20 protein-coding genes and 3 pseudogenes are annotated in these 19,838 nt (G+C 49.0%); 12 read left to right on the forward strand and 11 right to left on the reverse strand.

Features of this window, described 5'->3' with window-relative positions:
• Window positions 1–15 precede the first annotated feature (15 nt).
• A protein-coding gene (locus tag OGX91_RS12505; RefSeq protein WP_103215986.1) for an IS1-like element IS1A family transposase occupies window positions 16–713 on the reverse strand; the annotation gives its coding sequence in 2 pieces (ribosomal slippage) (window positions 16–464 and window positions 464–713; 699 coding nt in all).
• Window positions 714–789: 76 nt separating this feature from the next.
• On the reverse strand, window positions 790–1,251 hold the full coding sequence (locus tag OGX91_RS12510; RefSeq protein WP_042111185.1) for an Lrp/AsnC family transcriptional regulator: 462 nt from the start codon (window positions 1,249–1,251) through the stop codon (window positions 790–792).
• 209 nt (window positions 1,252–1,460) lie between these two features.
• On the opposite strand from OGX91_RS12510, the gene OGX91_RS12515 reads away from it, so the two are divergent.
• Window positions 1,461–2,768, forward strand: coding sequence for an SLC5/6 family protein (locus tag OGX91_RS12515; RefSeq protein ID WP_040031383.1), 1,308 nt, complete (start codon window positions 1,461–1,463; stop codon window positions 2,766–2,768).
• 31 nt (window positions 2,769–2,799) lie between these two features.
• Window positions 2,800–4,005: a MalY/PatB family protein gene (locus tag OGX91_RS12520; RefSeq protein ID WP_171278909.1), complete on the forward strand. Its 1,206-nt coding sequence runs from the start codon at window positions 2,800–2,802 to the stop codon at window positions 4,003–4,005.
• A 213-nt stretch (window positions 4,006–4,218) separates the two neighbouring features.
• Here OGX91_RS12520 and OGX91_RS12525 read toward each other — a convergent pair whose 3' ends face one another.
• The 6 genes from OGX91_RS12525 to OGX91_RS12550 all read right to left on the reverse strand — a co-directional run bounded on the left by OGX91_RS12525 (window position 4,219) and on the right by OGX91_RS12550 (window position 10,449).
• A complete protein-coding gene (locus tag OGX91_RS12525) occupies window positions 4,219–4,722 on the reverse strand; it encodes a 4Fe-4S binding protein (RefSeq protein WP_225586246.1) in 504 nt (167 codons plus the stop codon).
• A 29-nt stretch (window positions 4,723–4,751) separates the two neighbouring features.
• Window positions 4,752–5,348, reverse strand: a complete 597-nt coding sequence (locus OGX91_RS12530) for a molecular chaperone TorD family protein (RefSeq protein WP_040031385.1) — start codon at window positions 5,346–5,348, stop codon at window positions 4,752–4,754.
• Between the two features lie 43 nt (window positions 5,349–5,391).
• On the reverse strand, window positions 5,392–6,165 hold the full coding sequence (locus OGX91_RS12535) for a dimethyl sulfoxide reductase anchor subunit family protein (protein WP_040031386.1): 774 nt from the start codon (window positions 6,163–6,165) through the stop codon (window positions 5,392–5,394).
• Window positions 6,158–6,784 (reverse strand): DMSO/selenate family reductase complex B subunit, encoded by a 627-nt coding sequence (locus tag OGX91_RS12540; protein ID WP_040031387.1) that lies wholly within the window; start codon window positions 6,782–6,784, stop codon window positions 6,158–6,160. Before OGX91_RS12540 ends, OGX91_RS12535 begins: the two co-directional genes overlap by 8 nt.
• Before the next feature lie 13 nt (window positions 6,785–6,797).
• Window positions 6,798–9,239, reverse strand: coding sequence for a DMSO/selenate family reductase complex A subunit (locus tag OGX91_RS12545; protein ID WP_052439643.1), 2,442 nt, complete (start codon window positions 9,237–9,239; stop codon window positions 6,798–6,800).
• Window positions 9,240–9,744: 505 nt separating this feature from the next.
• Entirely contained in the window at window positions 9,745–10,449 is a 705-nt protein-coding gene (locus OGX91_RS12550) for an IS6-like element IS26 family transposase (protein WP_035897520.1), read from the reverse strand.
• Window positions 10,450–10,625: 176 nt separating this feature from the next.
• Here OGX91_RS12550 and OGX91_RS12555 point away from each other — a divergent pair, with 176 nt between their 5' ends.
• The 3 genes from OGX91_RS12555 (at window position 10,626) to OGX91_RS12565 (ending at window position 12,249) form a co-directional block, all read left to right on the forward strand.
• Window positions 10,626–11,183 carry an OsmC family protein gene (locus tag OGX91_RS12555; RefSeq protein WP_000108589.1) on the forward strand — a complete coding sequence of 186 codons (558 nt, stop codon included), beginning with the start codon at window positions 10,626–10,628 and terminating at the stop codon, window positions 11,181–11,183.
• Between the two features lie 141 nt (window positions 11,184–11,324).
• On the forward strand, window positions 11,325–11,906 hold the full coding sequence (locus tag OGX91_RS12560; RefSeq protein ID WP_000210409.1) for a TetR/AcrR family transcriptional regulator: 582 nt from the start codon (window positions 11,325–11,327) through the stop codon (window positions 11,904–11,906).
• A gap of 4 nt (window positions 11,907–11,910) precedes the next feature.
• Entirely contained in the window at window positions 11,911–12,249 is a 339-nt protein-coding gene (locus OGX91_RS12565; protein WP_000888080.1) for a carboxymuconolactone decarboxylase family protein, read from the forward strand.
• 29 nt (window positions 12,250–12,278) lie between these two features.
• Here the strand turns inward: OGX91_RS12565 and OGX91_RS12570 are convergent, their stop codons facing one another.
• A complete protein-coding gene (locus OGX91_RS12570) occupies window positions 12,279–12,608 on the reverse strand; it encodes a thioredoxin family protein (RefSeq protein ID WP_002431133.1) in 330 nt (109 codons plus the stop codon).
• 213 nt (window positions 12,609–12,821) lie between these two features.
• Here OGX91_RS12570 and OGX91_RS12575 point away from each other — a divergent pair, with 213 nt between their 5' ends.
• The 3 genes from OGX91_RS12575 to OGX91_RS12585 all read left to right on the forward strand — a co-directional run bounded on the left by OGX91_RS12575 (window position 12,822) and on the right by OGX91_RS12585 (window position 15,534).
• A complete protein-coding gene (locus OGX91_RS12575; RefSeq protein ID WP_006687059.1) occupies window positions 12,822–13,928 on the forward strand; it encodes an alkene reductase in 1,107 nt (368 codons plus the stop codon).
• Window positions 13,929–13,993: 65 nt separating this feature from the next.
• On the forward strand, window positions 13,994–14,695 hold the full coding sequence (locus OGX91_RS12580; RefSeq protein ID WP_001194072.1) for a DsbA family oxidoreductase: 702 nt from the start codon (window positions 13,994–13,996) through the stop codon (window positions 14,693–14,695).
• Between the two features lie 65 nt (window positions 14,696–14,760).
• On the forward strand, window positions 14,761–15,534 hold the full coding sequence (locus OGX91_RS12585) for an SDR family NAD(P)-dependent oxidoreductase (RefSeq protein ID WP_004729618.1): 774 nt from the start codon (window positions 14,761–14,763) through the stop codon (window positions 15,532–15,534).
• A gap of 210 nt (window positions 15,535–15,744) precedes the next feature.
• Here the strand turns inward: OGX91_RS12585 and OGX91_RS12590 are convergent.
• Window positions 15,745–16,092: pseudogene (locus OGX91_RS12590) on the reverse strand (EamA family transporter); the annotation flags it as partial.
• A 240-nt stretch (window positions 16,093–16,332) separates the two neighbouring features.
• Here OGX91_RS12590 and OGX91_RS12595 point away from each other — a divergent pair.
• The 4 genes and pseudogenes from OGX91_RS12595 to OGX91_RS12610 form a co-directional block, all read left to right on the forward strand.
• Window positions 16,333–17,085 carry an alpha/beta hydrolase family protein gene (locus OGX91_RS12595; RefSeq protein WP_171278908.1) on the forward strand — a complete coding sequence of 251 codons (753 nt, stop codon included), beginning with the start codon at window positions 16,333–16,335 and terminating at the stop codon, window positions 17,083–17,085.
• A gap of 26 nt (window positions 17,086–17,111) precedes the next feature.
• A pseudogene (locus OGX91_RS12600) lies at window positions 17,112–17,425 on the forward strand (Tn3 family transposase); the annotation flags it as partial.
• 99 nt (window positions 17,426–17,524) lie between these two features.
• Entirely contained in the window at window positions 17,525–18,529 is a 1,005-nt protein-coding gene (locus OGX91_RS12605; protein ID WP_000427620.1) for an IS110-like element IS4321 family transposase, read from the forward strand.
• A 277-nt stretch (window positions 18,530–18,806) separates the two neighbouring features.
• Window positions 18,807–19,022 (forward strand): annotated as a pseudogene (locus tag OGX91_RS12610) (EamA family transporter); the annotation flags it as partial.
• Window positions 19,023–19,085: 63 nt separating this feature from the next.
• On the opposite strand, the gene OGX91_RS12615 reads toward OGX91_RS12610, so the two are convergent.
• Window positions 19,086–19,783 (reverse strand): IS1-like element IS1A family transposase gene (locus tag OGX91_RS12615; RefSeq protein ID WP_103215986.1). Its coding sequence is split into 2 segments (ribosomal slippage): window positions 19,086–19,534 and window positions 19,534–19,783, totalling 699 coding nucleotides; the frame shifts between segments, so codons are not numbered across the junction.
• Window positions 19,784–19,838: the final 55 nt, after the last annotated feature.

Here is a 19,838-nt window from a genome sequence, read left to right on the forward strand (position 1 = left end):
GGTAATGACTCCAACTTATTGATAGTGTTTTATGTTCAGATAATGCCCGATGACTTTGTCATGCAGCTCCACCGATTTTGAGAACGACAGCGACTTCCGTCCCAGCCGTGCCAGGTGCTGCCTCAGATTCAGGTTATGCCGCTCAATTCGCTGCGTATATCGCTTGCTGATTACGTGCAGCTTTCCCTTCAGGCGGGATTCATACAGCGGCCAGCCATCCGTCATCCATATCACCACGTCAAAGGGTGACAGCAGGCTCATAAGACGCCCCAGCGTCGCCATAGTGCGTTCACCGAATACGTGCGCAACAACCGTCTTCCGGAGCCTGTCATACGCGTAAAACAGCCAGCGCTGGCGCGATTTAGCCCCGACATAGCCCCACTGTTCGTCCATTTCCGCGCAGACGATGACGTCACTGCCCGGCTGTATGCGCGAGGTTACCGACTGCGGCCTGAGTTTTTTAAGTGACGTAAAATCGTGTTGAGGCCAACGCCCATAATGCGGGCGGTTGCCCGGCATCCAACACCATTCATGGCCATATCAATGATTTTCTGGTGCGTACCGGGTTGAGAAGCGGTGTAAGTGAACTGCAGTTGCCATGTTTTACGGCAGTGAGAGCAGAGATAGCGCTGATGTCCGGCAGTGCTTTTGCCGTTACGCACCACCCCGTCAGTAGCTGAACAGGAGGGACAGCTGATAGAAACAGAAGCCACTGGAGCACCTCAAAAACACCATCATACACTAAATCAGTAAGTTGGCAGCATCACCCTATTGTTGACCACTACACATCTATTTTATAGGTAACCCCTTAAAAGATTTAATCTCCTTGATACTGAAACTGGTATTCATCTCCTTTATATTCCCAATTTTTCGTATCCTTATCATTGATACGTTGTGAAAATCATCCATATCTTTTACTACAAGATGCAGAAGATAGTCGTATCTCCCGGAAATATTATGACAGGCAATTACATTATCAATCTTCATTATTTCTGCCTCAAAATGTTGCATGCACTCCTCGGAATGAAGATCTAATGTAATATTCATGAATGCATAAAAATTGTATCCAAGGCTTTTCGGTTCGATAAAAGCCCGATAGTTTTTTATCACTTCCTGCTCTAAAAACTTTAGCCGTTTCCAGCAGGCTGGAGGGGAAAGAAAAACACGCTTGGCAATCTCAGCGTTGTTCAGCCTGCCATCTTCCTGCAAGAGCTTTAAAATCTGCATATCAACTTTGTCAAGCTTTACCATGTTCAACCTCCTGTGATAGCAATCATATTCGTAATTTTATGAAATAAAATTAACCAAATCAACAAAAACAAGAAATAAGATAAGCCATAAATTGTAAAAATAGTTAATTTTTAAAAAGATAATTAATATGCTTGCCGGGTATAATCATTTATGAAGTGCAAACCTCTGTAAATAATTACCATAAAATATCCTCACACAGGAATATACCTATGACCATATTGGAACAGAACATCGACAGGGCCTCATTGTCACCAGAAGAGTGGAAAAAACTAACCCGATTTGACAGTACAGATGTAGGATGGATTATTATAAGCATAGGTATGGCTATCGGCGCCGGGATTGTGTTTTTACCGGTCCAGGTGGGGCTTATTGGATTGTGGGTATTCCTGCTTTCTTCCATCATTGGTTATCCGGCCATGTACCTGTTTCAAAGATTGTTTATCAATACGCTGGCAGATTCGCGAGAGTGTAAAGACTATCCCGGTGTTATCGAGGGCTATCTGGGAAAAAACTGGGGAATGCTCCTCGGTCTGCTCTACTTTCTCATGCTGGTCATCTGGATATTCGCCTACCCTACGGCGTTGACTAACGATACAGCGTCGTATTTACACACGTTTGGCTTAACTGAGGGTCTTTTATCAGAGAACCCTTTCTATGGCCTAATTCTTATTACATTTCTTGTGCTTATTGCTTCACGTAGTGAAGAACTCTTGTTCAGGATTTCCTCTTTCATGGTGTTATCAAAACTGGTGGTAGTGCTTATCCTGGGGTTGATGATGGTCAGCATGTGGGACCTCTCCAAAAACATCGGTTCATTCCCTTCTTTTAGTATTTTAATCAAAAACGCCATTATCACCTTGCCATTTACGTTGACATCAATCCTGTTTATTCAGTCTTTGAGTCCGATGGTAATTTCATATCGTGCAAAAAACAAATCTATAGAAGTGGCAAGATATAAAGCGCTAAGAGCAATGAATATCGCTTTTGGTACACTGTTCATCGTTGTTTTCTTTTATGCATTATCATTCACTTTCGCCCTCGGTCACGATGAAGCTGTCAAAGCCTACGAACAAAATATTTCAGCACTGGCTATTGCCGCACAGTTTATTGAAGGAGATGCAGCAAAGTATGTGACGCCAGTTGGTGTTGCATTGAATATCTTTGCCCTGATGACTGCCTTCTTCGGCGTTTACCTCGGGTTCAAAGAGGCTGTACAGGGACTGGCGATGAACGCATTGACCCGTTTTATACCCTCAGAGAAAATCAATAAAAAAGCGCTTAACGTTGGTATTGTCATTTTCACTATCGTCATCGCCTGGGGGGCAATCGTTCTGAACCTGCCGGTTCTGCTATTCACCTCAATCTGCAGCCCCATTTTCGGCATCGTTGGTTGCTTAATCCCTGCTTATTTGGTTTACAAGGTACCCTCCCTTCACCGATATAAGGGGGGTTCTCTGTATCTGATCATCTTTACTGGCATCCTGCTCTGTATTTCTCCGTTCCTGAAATTCATTTAATCAAACATATCTGTCCAAAGAAGGTTAAATTATGAAGTACAATTTTGATGAAATTATCAACAGAAAAAATACTGATGCCCTGAACTACGATGGGTGGAGACAATATATATTCAAGGCCGACAAGAATGCCCACTTTGACTTTAAGGACGATGAATTTGTCAGAATGTGGGTTGCTGATATGGATTTTGCGACACCTCCGGAAATCCTTGCAGCGATTCAGGAGAGGCTTGATAAAAAAATACTCGGTTACACAAAAGTTTACGATGATGAGTACTATCATATTTTCCACAACTGGTGCCAGAGACGCTATGACTGGAATATAGATACCACAGAGATCGTGCTTTCACCGGGCATTATCCCTGCACTTAACCGTCTGGTACCGTTACTGACACAACAGGATGAAAGTGTGTTGATCAATACACCATCCTATACGCCGTTTAAGCAGGCTGGAGACTATAGCTATCGTCGAGTGATCTGTTCTGATTTGCTGGAACAGGACAATGAATACGTTATCGACTTCAACGATATGGAGAAAAAACTAACCGATCCTTCTCTAAATATTAAGCTGTTCATTTTATCCAATCCGCAAAATCCAACCGGGAAGGTCTGGTCAGAACAAGAATTAATGAGAATGGGGCAGTTGTGCCTTAAAAACAATGTCTGGATCATTTCAGACGAAATACATTGTGATTTACTGAGAGATGGGGTCAATCATATCCCGATGGCAAAACTGTTCCCAGACACTGATAAGATCATCACCTGTATGGCACCAAGCAAAACCTTTAATCTTGCCGGAAATCTGATGTCCCATATTTTTATTAAAAATGAAAAGGTCAGAAAAGAATGGTTACGTCTTTATGATGAGTTTCTTTCACCACTGAGTCTGGCTGCGACCAAAGCTGCCTGGTCCCGGTGCGACGAGTGGCTGGAACAATTAAAACACTATCTTGATGATAACTTCAGACTGGTAGAAAAATTTACCCAGGAGCACTTTCCTGACGCAAACTTTAAAATTCCCGATGCAACTTATCTGGCATGGATAAATATTGAGAAATACCTGCCACCGCAGGTAGACAGACAACAGCTTTCTCTCTATTTCGCCAACCAGACGGGAATACTGCTTGAAGGCGGGAACATGTTTGTAAGCAATGGAGAGGGTTACATCCGGATTAATCTTGCCTGTCCACGCGCCGTGATACAAGAAGGATTAGAGAGAATAAGAAAAGCACTGAAATAGTAAATCCCTGAAAATTTCAGCCTGATCATTCAAAAGGTCGCAGTTTAAACAATGCGACCTTTATACCGGATAATTTAGCATGTTGAATCGATTTTCGGAGACTCTCTATCGCGCTGGACGGCTCTGCATGTACATTGTCGCCTGAAAAATAATATCAGGGATATAAATAGCCTGTTAATACATCGTTTCCTCTCTTCATGACACTCTGACTCATCAATATAGTGTCACAGCATTGTGAGGGCACTGGACAACGCATTCGCCACAACCATCACAGCGTTCGTTGTCAGCCGACACCAGTCCAGACTCATTAATAAAGCAAGCCTGTCGTGGGCATACATCCACGCACTGTTTACACTGTCTGACAGGATTCACACAGGCAGAGTTACAGAACACCGGGCGCAGTCCGGTATCAAAACGAGACTGCACGCGTAGCGCGTCACTCGAACATGCTGCGATACACAAACCACAGCCATCACAACTGGCATATTCAATCATCAGTTGCGGGTAACCGTCTTCATGTCTGGACAGGACTCCCATTGGGCAGACATCAATGCACTGACTACATTGGGTACACTGGGTAATGAACTCCGCATCAGGAACCGCCCCTGGCGGCAGCGAATGTCCCAGCCGGGTAGACAGTACTTCTGGCGTTGTGTGCTTTGCCGCGCTGACAAATGCACGAAACAGTCCGCGCCGACTGACGTGCCGGTGAGCCATCAATTCATGATAATATTTCTCTGATTTGTTCATCCGAAATACAGCCGCTTCACCGCAGGTTGCAACGCCCGTTGCTGTTGCAAATCCTGCAAATAGCGCGAGGTCACGGCGGCAAGGCGAGCATAGAACGGACTCACCCTGTTGCCCTGCAGACGTTCAAGATAGCGATATCCCCACGGTAACAAATAAACCTCTAACAGCTGATTAACTGCTGCATCTTTTCCAGCATCAAGTATCGCACTGCAGGCTAACAACATCAGCCCAAACTGATCTTCCGGCTCATTTTGACCCGAATTAAAAGTCATTCCCTGAGACTGCAGAAACGCCCGGTACTCAGCGGTGGTATTGCCCATTAGCAGGTTATCGCGTTCCAGCCAGACAGATCCCCAGGGTGGCACGGGCATTTCGCCCTGTCCTTCAAACAGCACGGAGAATTGCCATGCCAGTTCATCATTATCGGGAAACGGCCAGTCTGCGCACAGTGAAGCTGTCCCCGCAGGGTCGCGCCATGGGTACAGTTCCGACAGAGTGGGCAGACAGTCGAAAAGTGCTTTCACCTCTGGTCGTTCCGGAGAGTAGTAAAACAGTGCACCGAGGATCCTCGGTAATACAATATTGGGGGACATCCTGAATTCTCCTGAAAACAGAGCGGCTACAGCCGCTCACAGATTACATCGGCAACGTCCACAGATTGTAGAATGCGATCCTACCCACCAGTTCCGCAGCGATAACCACCAGTGACGTGGTCGCCAGAACGGCCACATTAGTTTTGAGTCGTACCCAGGCCAACACACCGACAATGCCGACAGCCAGCAGTACAACCTGAGCAGTGAACCAACTGGATTGAGCCGCAGTTAGCACCCCATCAGCATCCATAAGCGTCAAAATATAACCTGGACGCAGGCAGAAGCTGACCAGAATCGCCAGCACGCTCACCAGCAACCCCAGGCGCAGACCAAACAGTCCGGCCAGAATGCCGCCACCGATCATCGGAGTCAGGACCATCATCACCGTAGTGTAAGATGTCCGCCAGGTGACCACCGTCGGCAACTGATAGATTTGCGGGATGGCGAAGATAAAAACCACCCCCACCGCAGCCGCCAGCCACACCAGTCCTTTACATAACGAAGCTGCTCCACGATTGAGAAGCAACCCCAGTGCGCCCAGCCCGCCAAGTGTCGCAAACACCGCCGATAACACGATTTCGTTGCTCATCGGTGAATGGCCCACTCGCAGCAACATATTCAATGCTCGTAAAGGCTGGCCTACATGGAAAATGCCCAGCAACACCCCAACGCCAAACAGACACATCGCAGAGAAAAGACCAACGGCCATACGCTGCCTGTCAACCTGCCCCAGGGTGCCGCCAATCAGCAACAGAATAAACGCGCCAACTGCGCTCTGAGTAAAGACGGTAAAAAAGACCAGAGGTAACTCATGCATTGCGCACCTCACTCATGTTCACGATGGCCCCTTCCTTGTCTCCCGTCGGGCGGGCCTTCGGATGGGGTTTAATAATAAGGTTAGGATGAGTAAACGATGCGGCGGGTAACGGCGCGATTTCATTCTCAGTGCCATATTTCTTCCGTAACTCATCGATCGGCCCGAAATCCAGCGCGCGCTGTGGACAAGAGTCCACACAAATTGGTCGCAGATTTTTCTCCAGTCGATCAAGGCAACCATCGCACTTACGCATCACTTTAGCCTGAGCATCAAATTGTGGCGCGCCATACGGGCAGCGCATTTCGCAATAACGGCATCCGACACAAATATTGTCATCGACCAGCACCAGTCCGTCCTCTTCACGTTTGTGCATCGCTCCGGTAGGACATCCAGAGACACAAACCGGTTCATCACAGTGGTTACAGGCAATAGAGAGGTAGTAGGTAAAAGTGTCGTTGTGCCAGCTTTCTCCTTCTTTCACCCAACTTCCGCCGCCATATTCATATACCCGACGGAATTTCGGTCCCACGTCCAGATCTTTATTATCCTTGCAACTAACCTGGCAGGTTTTACAACCTGAGCAACGCGAGGAGTCAACATAAAAGCCATACTGTTTCATTGCGGATCACTCCTTAAGCGCGTTTGATTTCAACCAGGTTGGTATGTTGCGGGTTCCCTTTTGCCAGCGGCGACGGCAGGTGGCTGGTCAACGTGTTAATACATCCGCCCACGTCCACACCGTTGCTGTCCAGTCGGGTCCACGCGCCTTGCGGCATTGCCACCACGCCCGGCAGAATGCGCTGTGTCACCTTGCAGGGGATCTCCACCACACCGCGATCGTTGAATACATGGATCATATCGCCTGATTTCAACTGACGCGTGTTGGCGTCTATCGGGTTGATCCAGACTTCATCCGGTACCGCTTCATGCAGCATCAGCACACTGGCATATGTTGAGTGCGTGTGACCTTTGGTGTGAAAACCGCTCATCTGTAGCGGATATTTTGCTGTCAGACTCTTGTTCAGATGGGACTCTGTCACTACACAAAATTCAGGAACAGCCGGAATGCGATCTCCTTCCGGTAGTGTCCAGGCTTTAGCCAGTTCCGCCAGAGTGTGCGAGTAAATCTCAATCTTCCCGGAAGGTGTCGTCAGTGGACTGGCAATCGGATCATGGCGGAAATCAGCAAGGATAATACTGTCCTCATCACGAGTACTTTGCTGATCGATAACCCCCATATTCATTGCAACTTCCCATTCAGGCAAATATGATCGCTTCTCTTTAACTTGTCCGTAATGCTTCGCCATCCACTCTGCCTGGGTACGCCCCTCAGTAAAACGCTCTCTCACCCCAAGATGCCCCGCAATATCTGCACAGATATCATAGGTACTGCGTACTTCCCACATCGGTGTGATCGTTTTTTGCATTGCAATCATGTAATGATGAGAACCGGCTGCATAGGAACTGTCCACCAGATCCTCGGCTTCTAAGTAGCTAGTTTCTGGAAGAAGGATATCGGCAAAGCGGGCACTGGCAGTCATATGGTTATCAATAACCACGATAGTTTCGCACAGGCTGTCATCTTCAAGTATTTTGCGTGTACGATTGATATTTCCATGTTGATTCAGAAGTGCATTCCCGGCCTGGTTGAAGAACAGTTTAATACCAGTTTTCAGTTTATCCGCGCCTTTGACCCCCATAGTGGTGGCTGTCATTTTTTCCGGACTTTGAATCGCATCTGTCCACAGATAGCAGGGGATTGACACCTTAACGGAATTTTCACCAATCGGCAGAGCAGGAACACCATAAGGTGTTCCGTATGTCCAGTTCCCATTGTTGGTTCCTGGCAATCCAAAATGACCCGTCAGGGCAGGAAGTATCTGAACCGCTCTGGAAGTCTGTTCACCATTCGCATGACGCTGTGGTCCCCATCCCTGAGCAATGAAACAGGCCCGAGCTCCGGCCATTTCACGTGCCAACTGGCGAATACGAATTGCCGGGATGCCACAGATATCTGCCGCCCATTCAGGTGTTTTTTCGACGCCGTCATCGCCGTTACCCAGAACATAGTCTTTATAACTGGCGTTTGGTTTCGCTGCTTCTGGAAGGGTGCTACGATCATAACCGACACAATAAGTATTGACTCGTTCTTCGTCGATCAGATTTTCTTTTATCAACGTGTGTGCAATAGCTGCTACCAGTGCAGCATCGGTTGTAGGGCGAATTGGTAACCATTCAGCATGTTCTGTAACAACAGAGTCTGTATAGCGCGGATCGATAATAATCACCCGGGCGCCTGATATTTCCAGCGCACGGCGCAGTTCTTCAACTTGCCCACCACCGGACATCCGAGTCTCAGATAAATTCAGACCAAAAAAAACCACAAGGTCAGAATGCGCAATCTGGCTAAAATGACTGGCAAACTGTACTCCTGTAGCACCATACGTGTAAGATGTGGCGGTAAAGTTTTGAGCGTTTGAGTAATTATTGTAATACTGCAGAAAACCGCCATTCAGGTTCAATAACCTCTTCCATGCGGGGGTTCCTTGATTATGATAATACGCGCCAGATTGATAATTAAAATAGATTGCTTCATTTCCATATTTTTCAGAAACGCGCTTTAATTCAGCGGCAATAAAGGCTGTGGCCTCATCCCATGAAATGCGTTTAAATTTCCCTTCTCCGCGTTTACCAACGCGTTTCATCGGATATTTAATCCGGTCAGGGCTGTAAACTCGCCAGCGGCTGGAACGACCTCGCAGACAAGGACGGATTTGGTGTTCACCGAATACCGAATCATCCTTAGCATCTTCCGGTTCAATTCGCACAATCCGATCATCTTTAACTATGACTTTCAGTGCACAGCGGCTGCCACAGTTTACTAAGCAGGCACTATGTCTTATGGTTTCAATTCCCTCCTTTCCCGTAGCCGATGTAGTATCAGCTGCATTGAGAGTAAACGGCAGGGTCAGTGTGCTTGATGCTGCAACCGCAGCACTAATTTTGGTGGTGTTCACAATAACCTGTCTGCGGGACAGGTCCTGTTGTAATAGCTCATTAATTATTGTTTTCATGTAATTCCCATAACCTCTGAAATAGCTTCCTGTATATAGCATTACATTGGGTTATAAGAGTGTTATTGACAACAATCAATTAATACACAATCACGAAGATATAATTTTTATTACTGAGAAAGACAGACCGGTAACTTTCAAAGAAGTTGTCGTATGTTCATACTACCCAGCGTTCTTTTTTCGGGTTTAGCGATACAGTTTCTATCTGTGACCAGTTTCGAGTTTGTTGTGACCAGCGATCCGGATTCGTTTTCTCGCTGTTTCGTAGATAATTTTACGGCGGGCGAGGATCCCTATATTCTCCCCTCGATGTTATTCATCCGGTGTTACATACCTTATTCCGGTAAGGCGATGCTGGATGTTGTACCACGCAACCGAACCCATTGCGCGGCCATTGAGGGCAGTATTGCAGCATTCTGTAGAAGGGGTCAGTTTGGAGATCGGAAATTTTTGGGCACTGTTGCAAAGTTAGCGATGAGGCAGCCTTTTGTCTTATTCAAAGGCCTTACATTTCAAAAACTCTGCTTACCAGGCGCATTTCGCCCAGGGGATCACCATAATAAAATGCTGAGGCCTGGCCTTTGCGTAGTGCACGCATCACCTCAATACCTTTGATGGTGGCGTAAGCCGTCTTCATGGATTTAAATCCCAGCGTGGCGCCGATTATCCGTTTCAGTTTGCCATGATCGCATTCAATCACGTTGTTCCGGTACTTAATCTGTCGGTGTTCAACGTCAGACGGGCACCGGCCTTCGCGTTTGAGCAGAGCAAGCGCGCGACCATAGGCGGGCGCTTTATCCGTGTTGATGAATCGCGGGATCTGCCACTTCTTCACGTTGTTGAGGATTTTACCCAGAAACCGGTATGCAGCTTTGCTGTTACGACGGGAGGAGAGATAAAAATCGACAGTGCGGCCCCGGCTGTCGACGGCCCGGTACAGATACGCCCAGCGGCCATTGACCTTCACGTAGGTTTCATCCATGTGCCACGGGCAAAGATCGGAAGGGTTACGCCAGTACCAGCGCAGCCGTTTTTCCATTTCAGGCGCATAACGCTGAACCCAGCGGTAAATCGTGGAGTGATCGACATTCACTCCGCGTTCAACCAGCATCTCCTGCAGCTCACGGTAACTGATGCCGTATTTGCAGTACCAGCGTACGGCCCACAGAATGATGTCACGCTGAAAATGCCGGCCTTTGAATGGGTTCATGTGCAGCTCCATCAGCAAAAGGGGATGATAAGTTTATCACCACCGACTATTTGCAACAGTGCCCTATTTTTTATAAAAGAGTAGACAAAAGAGGTTCGCGATATTAATCTACCAACTAGATGATTGGTACTGATTACACCAGCTATACCTTTTATCAAGAAATTACAGGAGCCATTATGTCTACTACCGTTAAACCTTCTGCAGACGCAGCTGCGATCCACAATACCCGTGAAGCAGTTCGCAGCCAGCCTGGCCTGGGTAACCTGACTTTCCAGATGAAAGCCCGTTCCAGCGGCGGATTAACCGTTCGCACAGAGACCGGCGCCACAATCCAGAACGGCGTTATCGATACCAGCCGTGTGGGGAAATTTTCTAATATCGGTGATGAACCCGCAGGTTTACTCGGCACCGATACCGGCATGAGCCCGACTGAATACATCATGCAGGCGCTGGCTGGCTGTTATACCGCCACCCTTACCATGATGGCTGCTGAAAAAGGGATCGACCTGGACGGTATCGAGCTGGATCTTAATTTCGATATCAACCTCAACGGCTTCCTTGGGCTGGACAGCAACGTGCGTAAAGGTGCGAAATCTATTCGCGTCGATGTTCACCTTACGAGCAAGACCGCCAGTCGCGAGGAGTTAGAAGCGCTGGTCAGCGAAATGCAAAAGAATTCGCCAATCCACGATACTCTGGCTAATCCGGTTGAAATGATTACACGCCTGGCGTGATGTCAGAGATGTAATGCTGCCATTCAGAATGCAGGATGGCAGTGACGTTCAGTTCTGCACGATACTGAGTCAGTGATACAACTTGCTACGGAAAAATAGCAACAATATAATCTATCAACTAGTAGATTATATGGAGTAATTATGACAACCATGACACGGGAACGGCTGCTCAGCGAAGCAGAACACCTGATGCGCGAAAAAGGGTATTCAGCATTCAGCTATGCTGATTTATCAAAAATAGTGGGTATCACCAAGGCCAGTATTCATCACCATTTCCCGACCAAAGATATTCTGGGTGAGCAGGTGGTAATACAGGCGTTCTCTGATACACAACGCGTATTTGAGCAGATAGAGGCGACTGAGAAAAGCGCGGAGAGAAGAATTGCGGCTTACATCGATATCTTCGCGCAAAGCCATAAAGCTTCGCTACTGCCACTGTGTTGTGCGTTGTCAGCAGAGACCGCCAATCTGCCTCAGGCAATTACTGTACAGACATCACTTTATTTCGATATGCAAATCGAGTGGCTCACAAAAGTCGTCAGGGCGGGCATGGAGTCAGGTGAGTTTTCATCCCATGCCGAACCATCAGATATTGCTTTGATGATCATTAATGTCTGTGAAGGCTCAAGCGTAGTGGCGCATGCAACGGCCAGACCCGAAGTCTTCGCCAACAGCCTTAAGTATATAAAACTGCTTCTTAATACCCCTCATTCAGGAGAATGACACTATGCTGGACTGGAACAACTATCGCTCAGAGTTAATGCAACGTTTAGGCGAGTTGGGCAAACTGACCCCCGAGACCATGAAAGGCGTGGTTGCCCTGGGCAACGCAGGTAACAAAACTGACCTTTTGGGCGCAAAAGTGCGTGAACTCATTGCCCTGGCGTGCGCAGTCACAACCCGCTGCGACGGCTGTATTGCTTTTCACGCCGACGCAGCTGTGAAAGCCGGTGCAACCGACGCTGAAATTGCTGAAGCGCTGGGCGTGGCGATTAACCTCAACGCTGGCGCGGCGGTCATTTATTCAGCCCGCACTCTGGATGCCGTCGGTCAGGCACGCGGTTAAGCATTAATAAATTCCACGTTAAAAGGGCATTACTGCCCTTTTTTTATGTCCGCAATAGCCTGAGCATATACCGATGCAGGTTTCACACCCGGTATGCGTTTAACTAATTGCCCTTCATGAAATATCAGCACAGACGGCAGCCCCCAGATCTCGTATTTGGTTGTCAGCACCGGCGCCTGATCTACATTGACTTTCCCCACCTGAATATCTCTATCGAGCCGGTCTGCAAACTGACTGAACATTTCTTCGCTGGCCTGACAGGGCGGACACCAGGGTGCAGAGAAACGTACCACCGATATTCCTTTGTACTGCTCTATCTGGCGGAAATTATCTTCGTTATAAGCTGTTAATGTACGCATGGTGATGACCTCGCAAAATGAGTGACAATTCAGAAATGGCTGCGTTATGACAAAAAAATACGACACACCCATTGACCTACCTACTAGATGGTTGGTATATTGCCACCCATCAGATGTTTATGCAACTCCAGTGCGCGACGTCCAGTCGATGATACTGCCGGGCTGTGCAAATCCCTGCCGGGATACTCCTTTTTGTTTTTTGTGAGGTATACGATGAGTAAGCTTTTCACCCCCTACAATCTGTCTGGCCTGGCGTTAAAAAACCGTGTAGTCATGGCACCGATGACCCGCACCCGCACCATGAATGACGTGCCGGATGAGGTCGTGGCTTTGTACTATGCACAGCGTGCTTCTGCTGGCCTGCTCATCACCGAAGGGATGCCGGTTTCAGAAGAAGGCCGGGGTTACCTTTATACCCCTGGTATCTACAACGACGAACACGTCCAGGGCTGGCGTAAGGTGACACAAGCGGTTCACGCCAAAGGTGGCCGTATTTTCGCGCAGCTCTGGCACGTCGGCCGTATGTCTCACGTCTCTCTTCAGCCAGGCCACATAGCGCCGGTTTCAGCGGGCACCGTTCAGGCGGTCAATACCACCGTTTTTGCGCTGACCGAATCCGGAGAACCTGGCCCGGTTGTACCAAGCCAGCCACGCGCGCTGGAAACGCATGAAGTTAAACGCATCACTGCAGACTTCGTGCACTCCGCACGCCTGGCGATGGAAGCCGGCTTTGACGGCGTGGAAATCATGGCGGCAAACGGATTCATCTTTGACCAGTTCCTCAGTAGCGAACTGAACACCCGCACCGACGAATACGGCGGCTCGGTGGAAAATCGTCAGCGTTTCCTGCTGGAGACCATTGACGCCGTGGCGGAAGCCGTGGGTAACAGCCACGTTGCCGTGCGCCTGTCACCGTTCGGCCGCATTTATGACCTCGCGCCGTATGAAGGTGAAGAGCAAACCTGGTCAGCCATCACCGACGCGCTCGGTCAGCGGGAACTGGCCTACGTACACCTTTACTATCAGCCGGTGTACACCAAAGCGCCACTTCCGGAAGGCTTCCGCCGCCGTTTTCGCAACACGTTTAAAGGCACCATCATCGCTGCCGGCGGTTTTACCCGTGATATCGCAGAGCAGGCTCTGGAAGATGATGAGCTGGATCTGGTGGCATTTGGTGTGCCCTACATCGCTAACCCGGATCTGGTTGAAAGAATGCAAAACGGCTGGCCACTGGCAGAAAGTGACCGCGCCACCTACTACGGCGTCAGTGGTTCCCCGGAAAAAGGCTATACCGATTACCCGGTCTGGCAGGCGCAATAAATCCCATACGGTCGCGGTTCTCTGATAAGTGAGATCCGACCGCCCAACGTCTTTGAGGAATCATTATGCAAACGCTGAAACCCACCCTTACCATCGATATCTGGTCAGATTTGGTCTGCCCGTGGTGCTGGATTGCTAAAAAAAGATTTGAACAGGGTCTGAATCGCTTTGAATTTCGCGACCAGGTGGTGATCCGCCATCACAGCTACCGTCTGGCCGGTGGTACTCCCGCGATGCCTTTTAAGGATGCCATCGTTAAAAAGCTGGGCAGTCAGCATTCAGCGGAGCTGATGATGAATCAGGTGGGCACCGCCGGTAAATCTGAAGGTCTGATCTACAACTTCGACGGCATGATGTTTGGTGATACAGAAGATGCACACACCCTGCTGGTTGCCGCGCGTAAGGCCGGAATTGCGGACGCGGTGGAAGAACGTTTTTATCATGGCAGTATCACCGAAGGTCGCTCTCTCTTTGACCGTCAGCAGCTCGTTGCCATGGCCGTAGAAGCCGGTATGCCGAAAGCTGACGCTGAAGCCGCCCTGGAAAATGACGATTTTCGCGCCACCGTTTCCGACGATGAAGCCCACGCACAGTCTATTGGCCTCAGCGGCGTTCCGGTTTTTGTGATGAACGAAAAATATGCCATCAGCGGGGCTCAGGCAGCAGATAACTTTTTGAATGCCCTGCGTCAGGTCTGGGATGAACAGCAAACCGAATTTTCAGCCACTGCGGGTCAGACCTGCGGAACGGATGGCTGCAGTATTTAATCCGTCAACCGCCGGCAGTTTCACGCTGCCGGCAACGTCTTACCCACCAGTAATGGAGTCAGAAAATGAACACTTTTTTCAAAGGTAAAAAACTGCTCGTCGTCGGCGGTACCAGCGGCATGGGCCTGGCCGTGGCACGCATGGTACTGGAAGCGGGCGGCAGTGTCGTGCTGACCGGGAATAAAAAAGACAAAGCCGAAGCGGTGCAAAAAGAACTGAGCCCTCTGGGACCGGTTGCGGTCATCGCGGCGAACCTGATGACCGAAGAAGGTATGGAAACTATCCGTCAGGAAATTAATGCTCACCATCGCGATATCAGCCTGATGGTGAATGCCGCCGGTATCTTCATGCCCAAAGGATTTACCGAGCACAGCTTTGCCGATTATGACATGTATCTTTCGCTGAACCGAGCCACGTTCTTTATTACACAGGATGTCGTGAAGAACATGCTCGCCGCGAAGCTCGAAGGGTCTATCGTCAACGTCGGTTCGATTGGTGCTCAGGCTGCACTGGGTGACTCGCCGGCCTCGGCCTATTCAATGGCAAAAGCGGGTCTGCATGCCCTGACGCGTAATCTGGCGATTGAGCTGGCCAGCGCGGGTATTCGTGTCAACGCGGTGTCTCCCGGGATTGTTCATACGCCGATATACGAAGGCTTCATGGACAAAGCGGATATCGCAGATGCTATGAAGTCGCTGAACGATTTCCACCCGCTGGGACGCGTCGGAACTGCCGAAGATGTGGCAAACACTATTCTCTTCCTGTTGTCTGACAAAACCTCATGGGTGACGGGCGCTATCTGGGATGTCGATGCGGGCATCATGGCGGTCAGACGATAACCCAGTGACGCTGGCATAAGCCGCCCCTTAAGGGCGGCATTTTTTTGTCGCCAGACATGTCATCAGCAGGCTTCACTAAGAATATTCACGACCTGTTCATCCGTGCCTTTTGTGTTCCCGGCACAGGGTGTTATGCCGGGTTCTGACGACATCCTGACAGGACAAAACGGCCAGAGAGAAAGGGGTTATACACGATGAGGAGCCGGTAACGGAGAGTGATTCCCCTTTAAATAATCCGTGGATCACCATCGCAAACTGTACGGCACCAAAAAGTAACAGCGCACCTGCCCCGGTATCGAGATGGATATAGGCGACAGAGAAGAGCACTGCGTACACCATGAGGTAAAATCCGCTCAGCGGACGCCACAGCGATAATGTAGTTTTTGCGTGATAAAACAAGAAAGGTGACAGGACGAGTGCACCACTGGCCAGCCTGAGGCTGCTGAATGAAAGGGGATCAATGTGGCCTCCCTGCAGGGCCAGACGGCACAGAATAGAGTTTGCAGCAAACGCCAGCATTGCCAGGGATATTTTAAGAATGAGCGCGCAATTGGCCATTCAGTGAGACCTCATAAAATTCTTGTAAGCTACCATCTAGTTGGTAGCATAGCGTAAGTGATCACCGAACAGGAAGCAATAATCAGCTTTCAAACTGGAAGGTGAGGACAGGCATTCGGAATGAATTCTGTTTCACATCCCCAGTAGAGGAAGGAAAACGCGTAATGCCAGATGCAGAGCAGAAGATTATTTTTCCCTGCGATCAAACATATGAAATCAGTTTAAGACCTGGAATATCCTATGAAAAAACTAAAATTTACGTTCAAAAATGCGGCTGGTGAAGAACTGGCCGGATTGCTTGAACTTCCTGAAAATCCTAAAGCGTTTGCGCTGTTAGCTCATTGTTTTACGTGTGGCAAAGACCTCAAAGGCGCGGCGCGTATTGCGCGGAAACTGACAGAGAATGCTATCGCCGTTCTCCGGTTTGATTTTACTGGTCTGGGAAACAGCGAAGGGGATTTTTCCAACACCAACTTCTCATCCAATATTTCGGACCTGCTTTGCGCGGTAGATTATCTCCGCCGACAGTACGAAGCGCCTTCTTTGCTCATCGGCCATAGCCTGGGGGGATCGGCCATTCTGTCTATTGCCGGCGAAGTTCCTGAGGCAAAGGCCGTTGTCACCATAGGATCACCCGGAGAACTGACACACGTAAAACGTCTTTTTAAGGATGATGTTGAAAACATTAACCAGCATGGAGCCTATCCCGTTGAGCTGGCCGGGCGGGTATTTACCTTAAAGAAACAGATGCTGGACAATATTCAGGAACACAAAATCGCTCATAAGGTGTTCGCCATGAACAAGCCTCTGCTTATTTTTCATGCGACTGAAGATGATACTGTGTTAATTGAGCAGGCCGAAAAAATATTCAAAGCAGCAAAGCATCCCAAGAGTTTCATTTCGTTGGGTAAGGCGGATCACCTTCTGACTCATGCTCAGGATGCTGAATACGTTGCCGATATCATTATATCGTGGGGCGAATGTTACCTATAAACAGAGTAAATGCGTTCAAACTCGTAGCGCAGAGGGCGATTTTCTGCAGAGATCGGACGCTGTTTATGCTGGACTGATTTTGCGATAAAGGCTTAGGCCGATGCATACAGGCGGGGCTGAATAAGGGTGAGGCCCTTGGGCGAGCATCCTTCATGCACCGGCTGAATGAAATCAGGGATCTGGGGGTGGGAGGATCAGTGTTACCACGCCACCGGCGCTGACACTACATACGGCGGCGATAACACTCTGGAATACGGTTTATATAGAAAGAACCATTGAGCCGCTTAAGCAAAAAGGAGTCCCTGTTAATGAACTGCTGGTCTCTCATCCTTCTCCACTGCTGTACAAAATATAGTCTTAGCGTGGGATAATTAATGAGATGGTCACTCCCTCCTTCCCGGTACTATGCTGAGGATAGGCTTTCATTCGGAGAACTATCATGGAAAACATTGCGCTCATTGGTATCGATCTGGGTAAAAACTCTTTCCATATTCATTGCCAAGATCGTCGCGGCAAGGCTGTTTACCGTAAAAAATTTACACGGCCAAAGTTAATCGAATTTTTGGCGACATGCCCCGCTACAACCATCGCAATGGAAGCCTGTGGTGGCTCTCACTTTATGGCACGCAAGTTGGAAGAGTTGGGGCATTTTCCTAAGCTGATATCACCACAATTTGTCCGTCCATTCGTTAAAAGTAACAAAAACGACTTTGTCGACGCCGAAGCTATTTGTGAAGCTGCATCGCGTCCGTCTATGCGTTTTGTACAGCCCAGAACTGAATCTCAGCAGGCAATGCGTGCGCTGCATCGTGTCCGTGAATCCTTGGTTCAGGATAAGGTAAAAACAACCAATCAGATGCATGCTTTTCTGCTGGAATTTGGCATCAGCGTTCCACGAGGAGCTGCCGTTATTAGCCGACTGAGTACCCTTCTTGAGGACAATAGTTTGCCTCTATACCTCAGCCAGTTATTGCTGAAATTACAACAGCATTATCACTATCTTGTTGAGCAGATTAAAGATTTGGAATCCCAGTTGAAACGAAAGTTGGACGAAGATGAGATTGGACAGCGCTTGCTGAGCATTCCCTGCGTCGGAACACTGACAGCGAGTACTATTTCAACTGAGATTGGCGACGGGAAGCAGTACGCCAGCAGTCGTGACTTTGCGGCGGCAACAGGGCTAGTGCCTCGACAGTACAGCACGGGAGGTCGGACGACATTGCTGGGAATTAGTAAGCGAGGTAACAAAAAGATCCGAACTTTGTTGGTTCAATGTGCCAGGGTATTCATACAAAAACTGGAACACCAGTCTGGCAAATTGGCCGATTGGGTCAGGGATCTACTGTGTAGGAAAAGCAACTTTGTCGTCACTTGTGCTCTGGCAAACAAGCTGGCCAGAATAGCCTGGGCCCTAACGGCACGACAGCAAACTTATGTAGCATAACGGCAGAAATACACCGGTTTAAAGAATCACTGATCTGGTTTTGCGAATACTGATATTGATGATACTAACGGCCCACCGGCCTGTTGAGGAACCTGTAAAACGGAAAGGCTCATTGAAGCCGTATATTTTCTGGAGGTTCATCAGGCGCGGAACTCATCGAGGCGCGGGAATAAAATCCCATTCAGACGCCGGATAGATTCAAGCAAGCCAATTTATCGTCAAAATCGGTGTTGCAAAAACGGGAGTGACCATAGATTCCGTTTTCTGAGACGTCCCCAGTATGGCAACCACGATCAGTCTGCTGGAGCCGGTTATAGCCGCACTGCTGGCCGTTGTGCTCGTCGGTGAAAGGCTGCCGCCTTCCGGATGGGCAGGCGTCGGACTGATAGTTGCGTGTCTGGGGCTCATCACCGTTCCGGCTGGAAAGTTACGTTTCAGTCTGTTCCGGCAACGGAAAGAAAACTTTGAAATCGCAAAAAGGAAAGAATTATGAAAGATAAAGCGTCATTTGACTCATTTTCGGCTCTCGATATGCGTGCCGGGTAATGACTCCAACTTATTGATAGTGTTTTATGTTCAGATAATGCCCGATGACTTTGTCATGCAGCTCCACCGATTTTGAGAACGACAGCGACTTCCGTCCCAGCCGTGCCAGGTGCTGCCTCAGATTCAGGTTATGCCGCTCAATTCGCTGCGTATATCGCTTGCTGATTACGTGCAGCTTTCCCTTCAGGCGGGATTCATACAGCGGCCAGCCATCCGTCATCCATATCACCACGTCAAAGGGTGACAGCAGGCTCATAAGACGCCCCAGCGTCGCCATAGTGCGTTCACCGAATACGTGCGCAACAACCGTCTTCCGGAGCCTGTCATACGCGTAAAACAGCCAGCGCTGGCGCGATTTAGCCCCGACATAGCCCCACTGTTCGTCCATTTCCGCGCAGACGATGACGTCACTGCCCGGCTGTATGCGCGAGGTTACCGACTGCGGCCTGAGTTTTTTAAGTGACGTAAAATCGTGTTGAGGCCAACGCCCATAATGCGGGCGGTTGCCCGGCATCCAACACCATTCATGGCCATATCAATGATTTTCTGGTGCGTACCGGGTTGAGAAGCGGTGTAAGTGAACTGCAGTTGCCATGTTTTACGGCAGTGAGAGCAGAGATAGCGCTGATGTCCGGCAGTGCTTTTGCCGTTACGCACCACCCCGTCAGTAGCTGAACAGGAGGGACAGCTGATAGAAACAGAAGCCACTGGAGCACCTCAAAAACACCATCATACACTAAATCAGTAAGTTGGCAGCATCACC

This window comes from Citrobacter sp. Cpa228 (assembly GCF_030333085.1).
In the GTDB taxonomy this organism is placed as follows: Bacteria; Pseudomonadota; Gammaproteobacteria; order Enterobacterales; family Enterobacteriaceae; genus Citrobacter; species Citrobacter pasteurii.

Coding starts and splice junctions, on each gene's coding strand:
- OGX91_RS12510 (WP_042111185.1), bottom strand. CDS start 1,251: ATGGTAAAGCTTGACAAAGTTGATATGCAGATTTTAAAGCTCTTGCAG.
- OGX91_RS12515 (WP_040031383.1), top strand. CDS start 1,461: ATGACCATATTGGAACAGAACATCGACAGGGCCTCATTGTCACCAGAA.
- OGX91_RS12520 (WP_171278909.1), top strand. CDS start 2,800: ATGAAGTACAATTTTGATGAAATTATCAACAGAAAAAATACTGATGCC.
- OGX91_RS12525 (WP_225586246.1), bottom strand. CDS start 4,722: ATGGCTCACCGGCACGTCAGTCGGCGCGGACTGTTTCGTGCATTTGTC.
- OGX91_RS12530 (WP_040031385.1), bottom strand. CDS start 5,348: ATGTCCCCCAATATTGTATTACCGAGGATCCTCGGTGCACTGTTTTAC.
- OGX91_RS12535 (WP_040031386.1), bottom strand. CDS start 6,165: ATGCATGAGTTACCTCTGGTCTTTTTTACCGTCTTTACTCAGAGCGCA.
- OGX91_RS12540 (WP_040031387.1), bottom strand. CDS start 6,784: ATGAAACAGTATGGCTTTTATGTTGACTCCTCGCGTTGCTCAGGTTGT.
- OGX91_RS12545 (WP_052439643.1), bottom strand. CDS start 9,239: ATGAAAACAATAATTAATGAGCTATTACAACAGGACCTGTCCCGCAGA.
- OGX91_RS12550 (WP_035897520.1), bottom strand. CDS start 10,449: ATGAACCCATTCAAAGGCCGGCATTTTCAGCGTGACATCATTCTGTGG.
- OGX91_RS12555 (WP_000108589.1), top strand. CDS start 10,626: ATGTCTACTACCGTTAAACCTTCTGCAGACGCAGCTGCGATCCACAAT.
- OGX91_RS12560 (WP_000210409.1), top strand. CDS start 11,325: ATGACAACCATGACACGGGAACGGCTGCTCAGCGAAGCAGAACACCTG.
- OGX91_RS12565 (WP_000888080.1), top strand. CDS start 11,911: ATGCTGGACTGGAACAACTATCGCTCAGAGTTAATGCAACGTTTAGGC.
- OGX91_RS12570 (WP_002431133.1), bottom strand. CDS start 12,608: ATGCGTACATTAACAGCTTATAACGAAGATAATTTCCGCCAGATAGAG.
- OGX91_RS12575 (WP_006687059.1), top strand. CDS start 12,822: ATGAGTAAGCTTTTCACCCCCTACAATCTGTCTGGCCTGGCGTTAAAA.
- OGX91_RS12580 (WP_001194072.1), top strand. CDS start 13,994: ATGCAAACGCTGAAACCCACCCTTACCATCGATATCTGGTCAGATTTG.
- OGX91_RS12585 (WP_004729618.1), top strand. CDS start 14,761: ATGAACACTTTTTTCAAAGGTAAAAAACTGCTCGTCGTCGGCGGTACC.
- OGX91_RS12595 (WP_171278908.1), top strand. CDS start 16,333: ATGAAAAAACTAAAATTTACGTTCAAAAATGCGGCTGGTGAAGAACTG.
- OGX91_RS12605 (WP_000427620.1), top strand. CDS start 17,525: ATGGAAAACATTGCGCTCATTGGTATCGATCTGGGTAAAAACTCTTTC.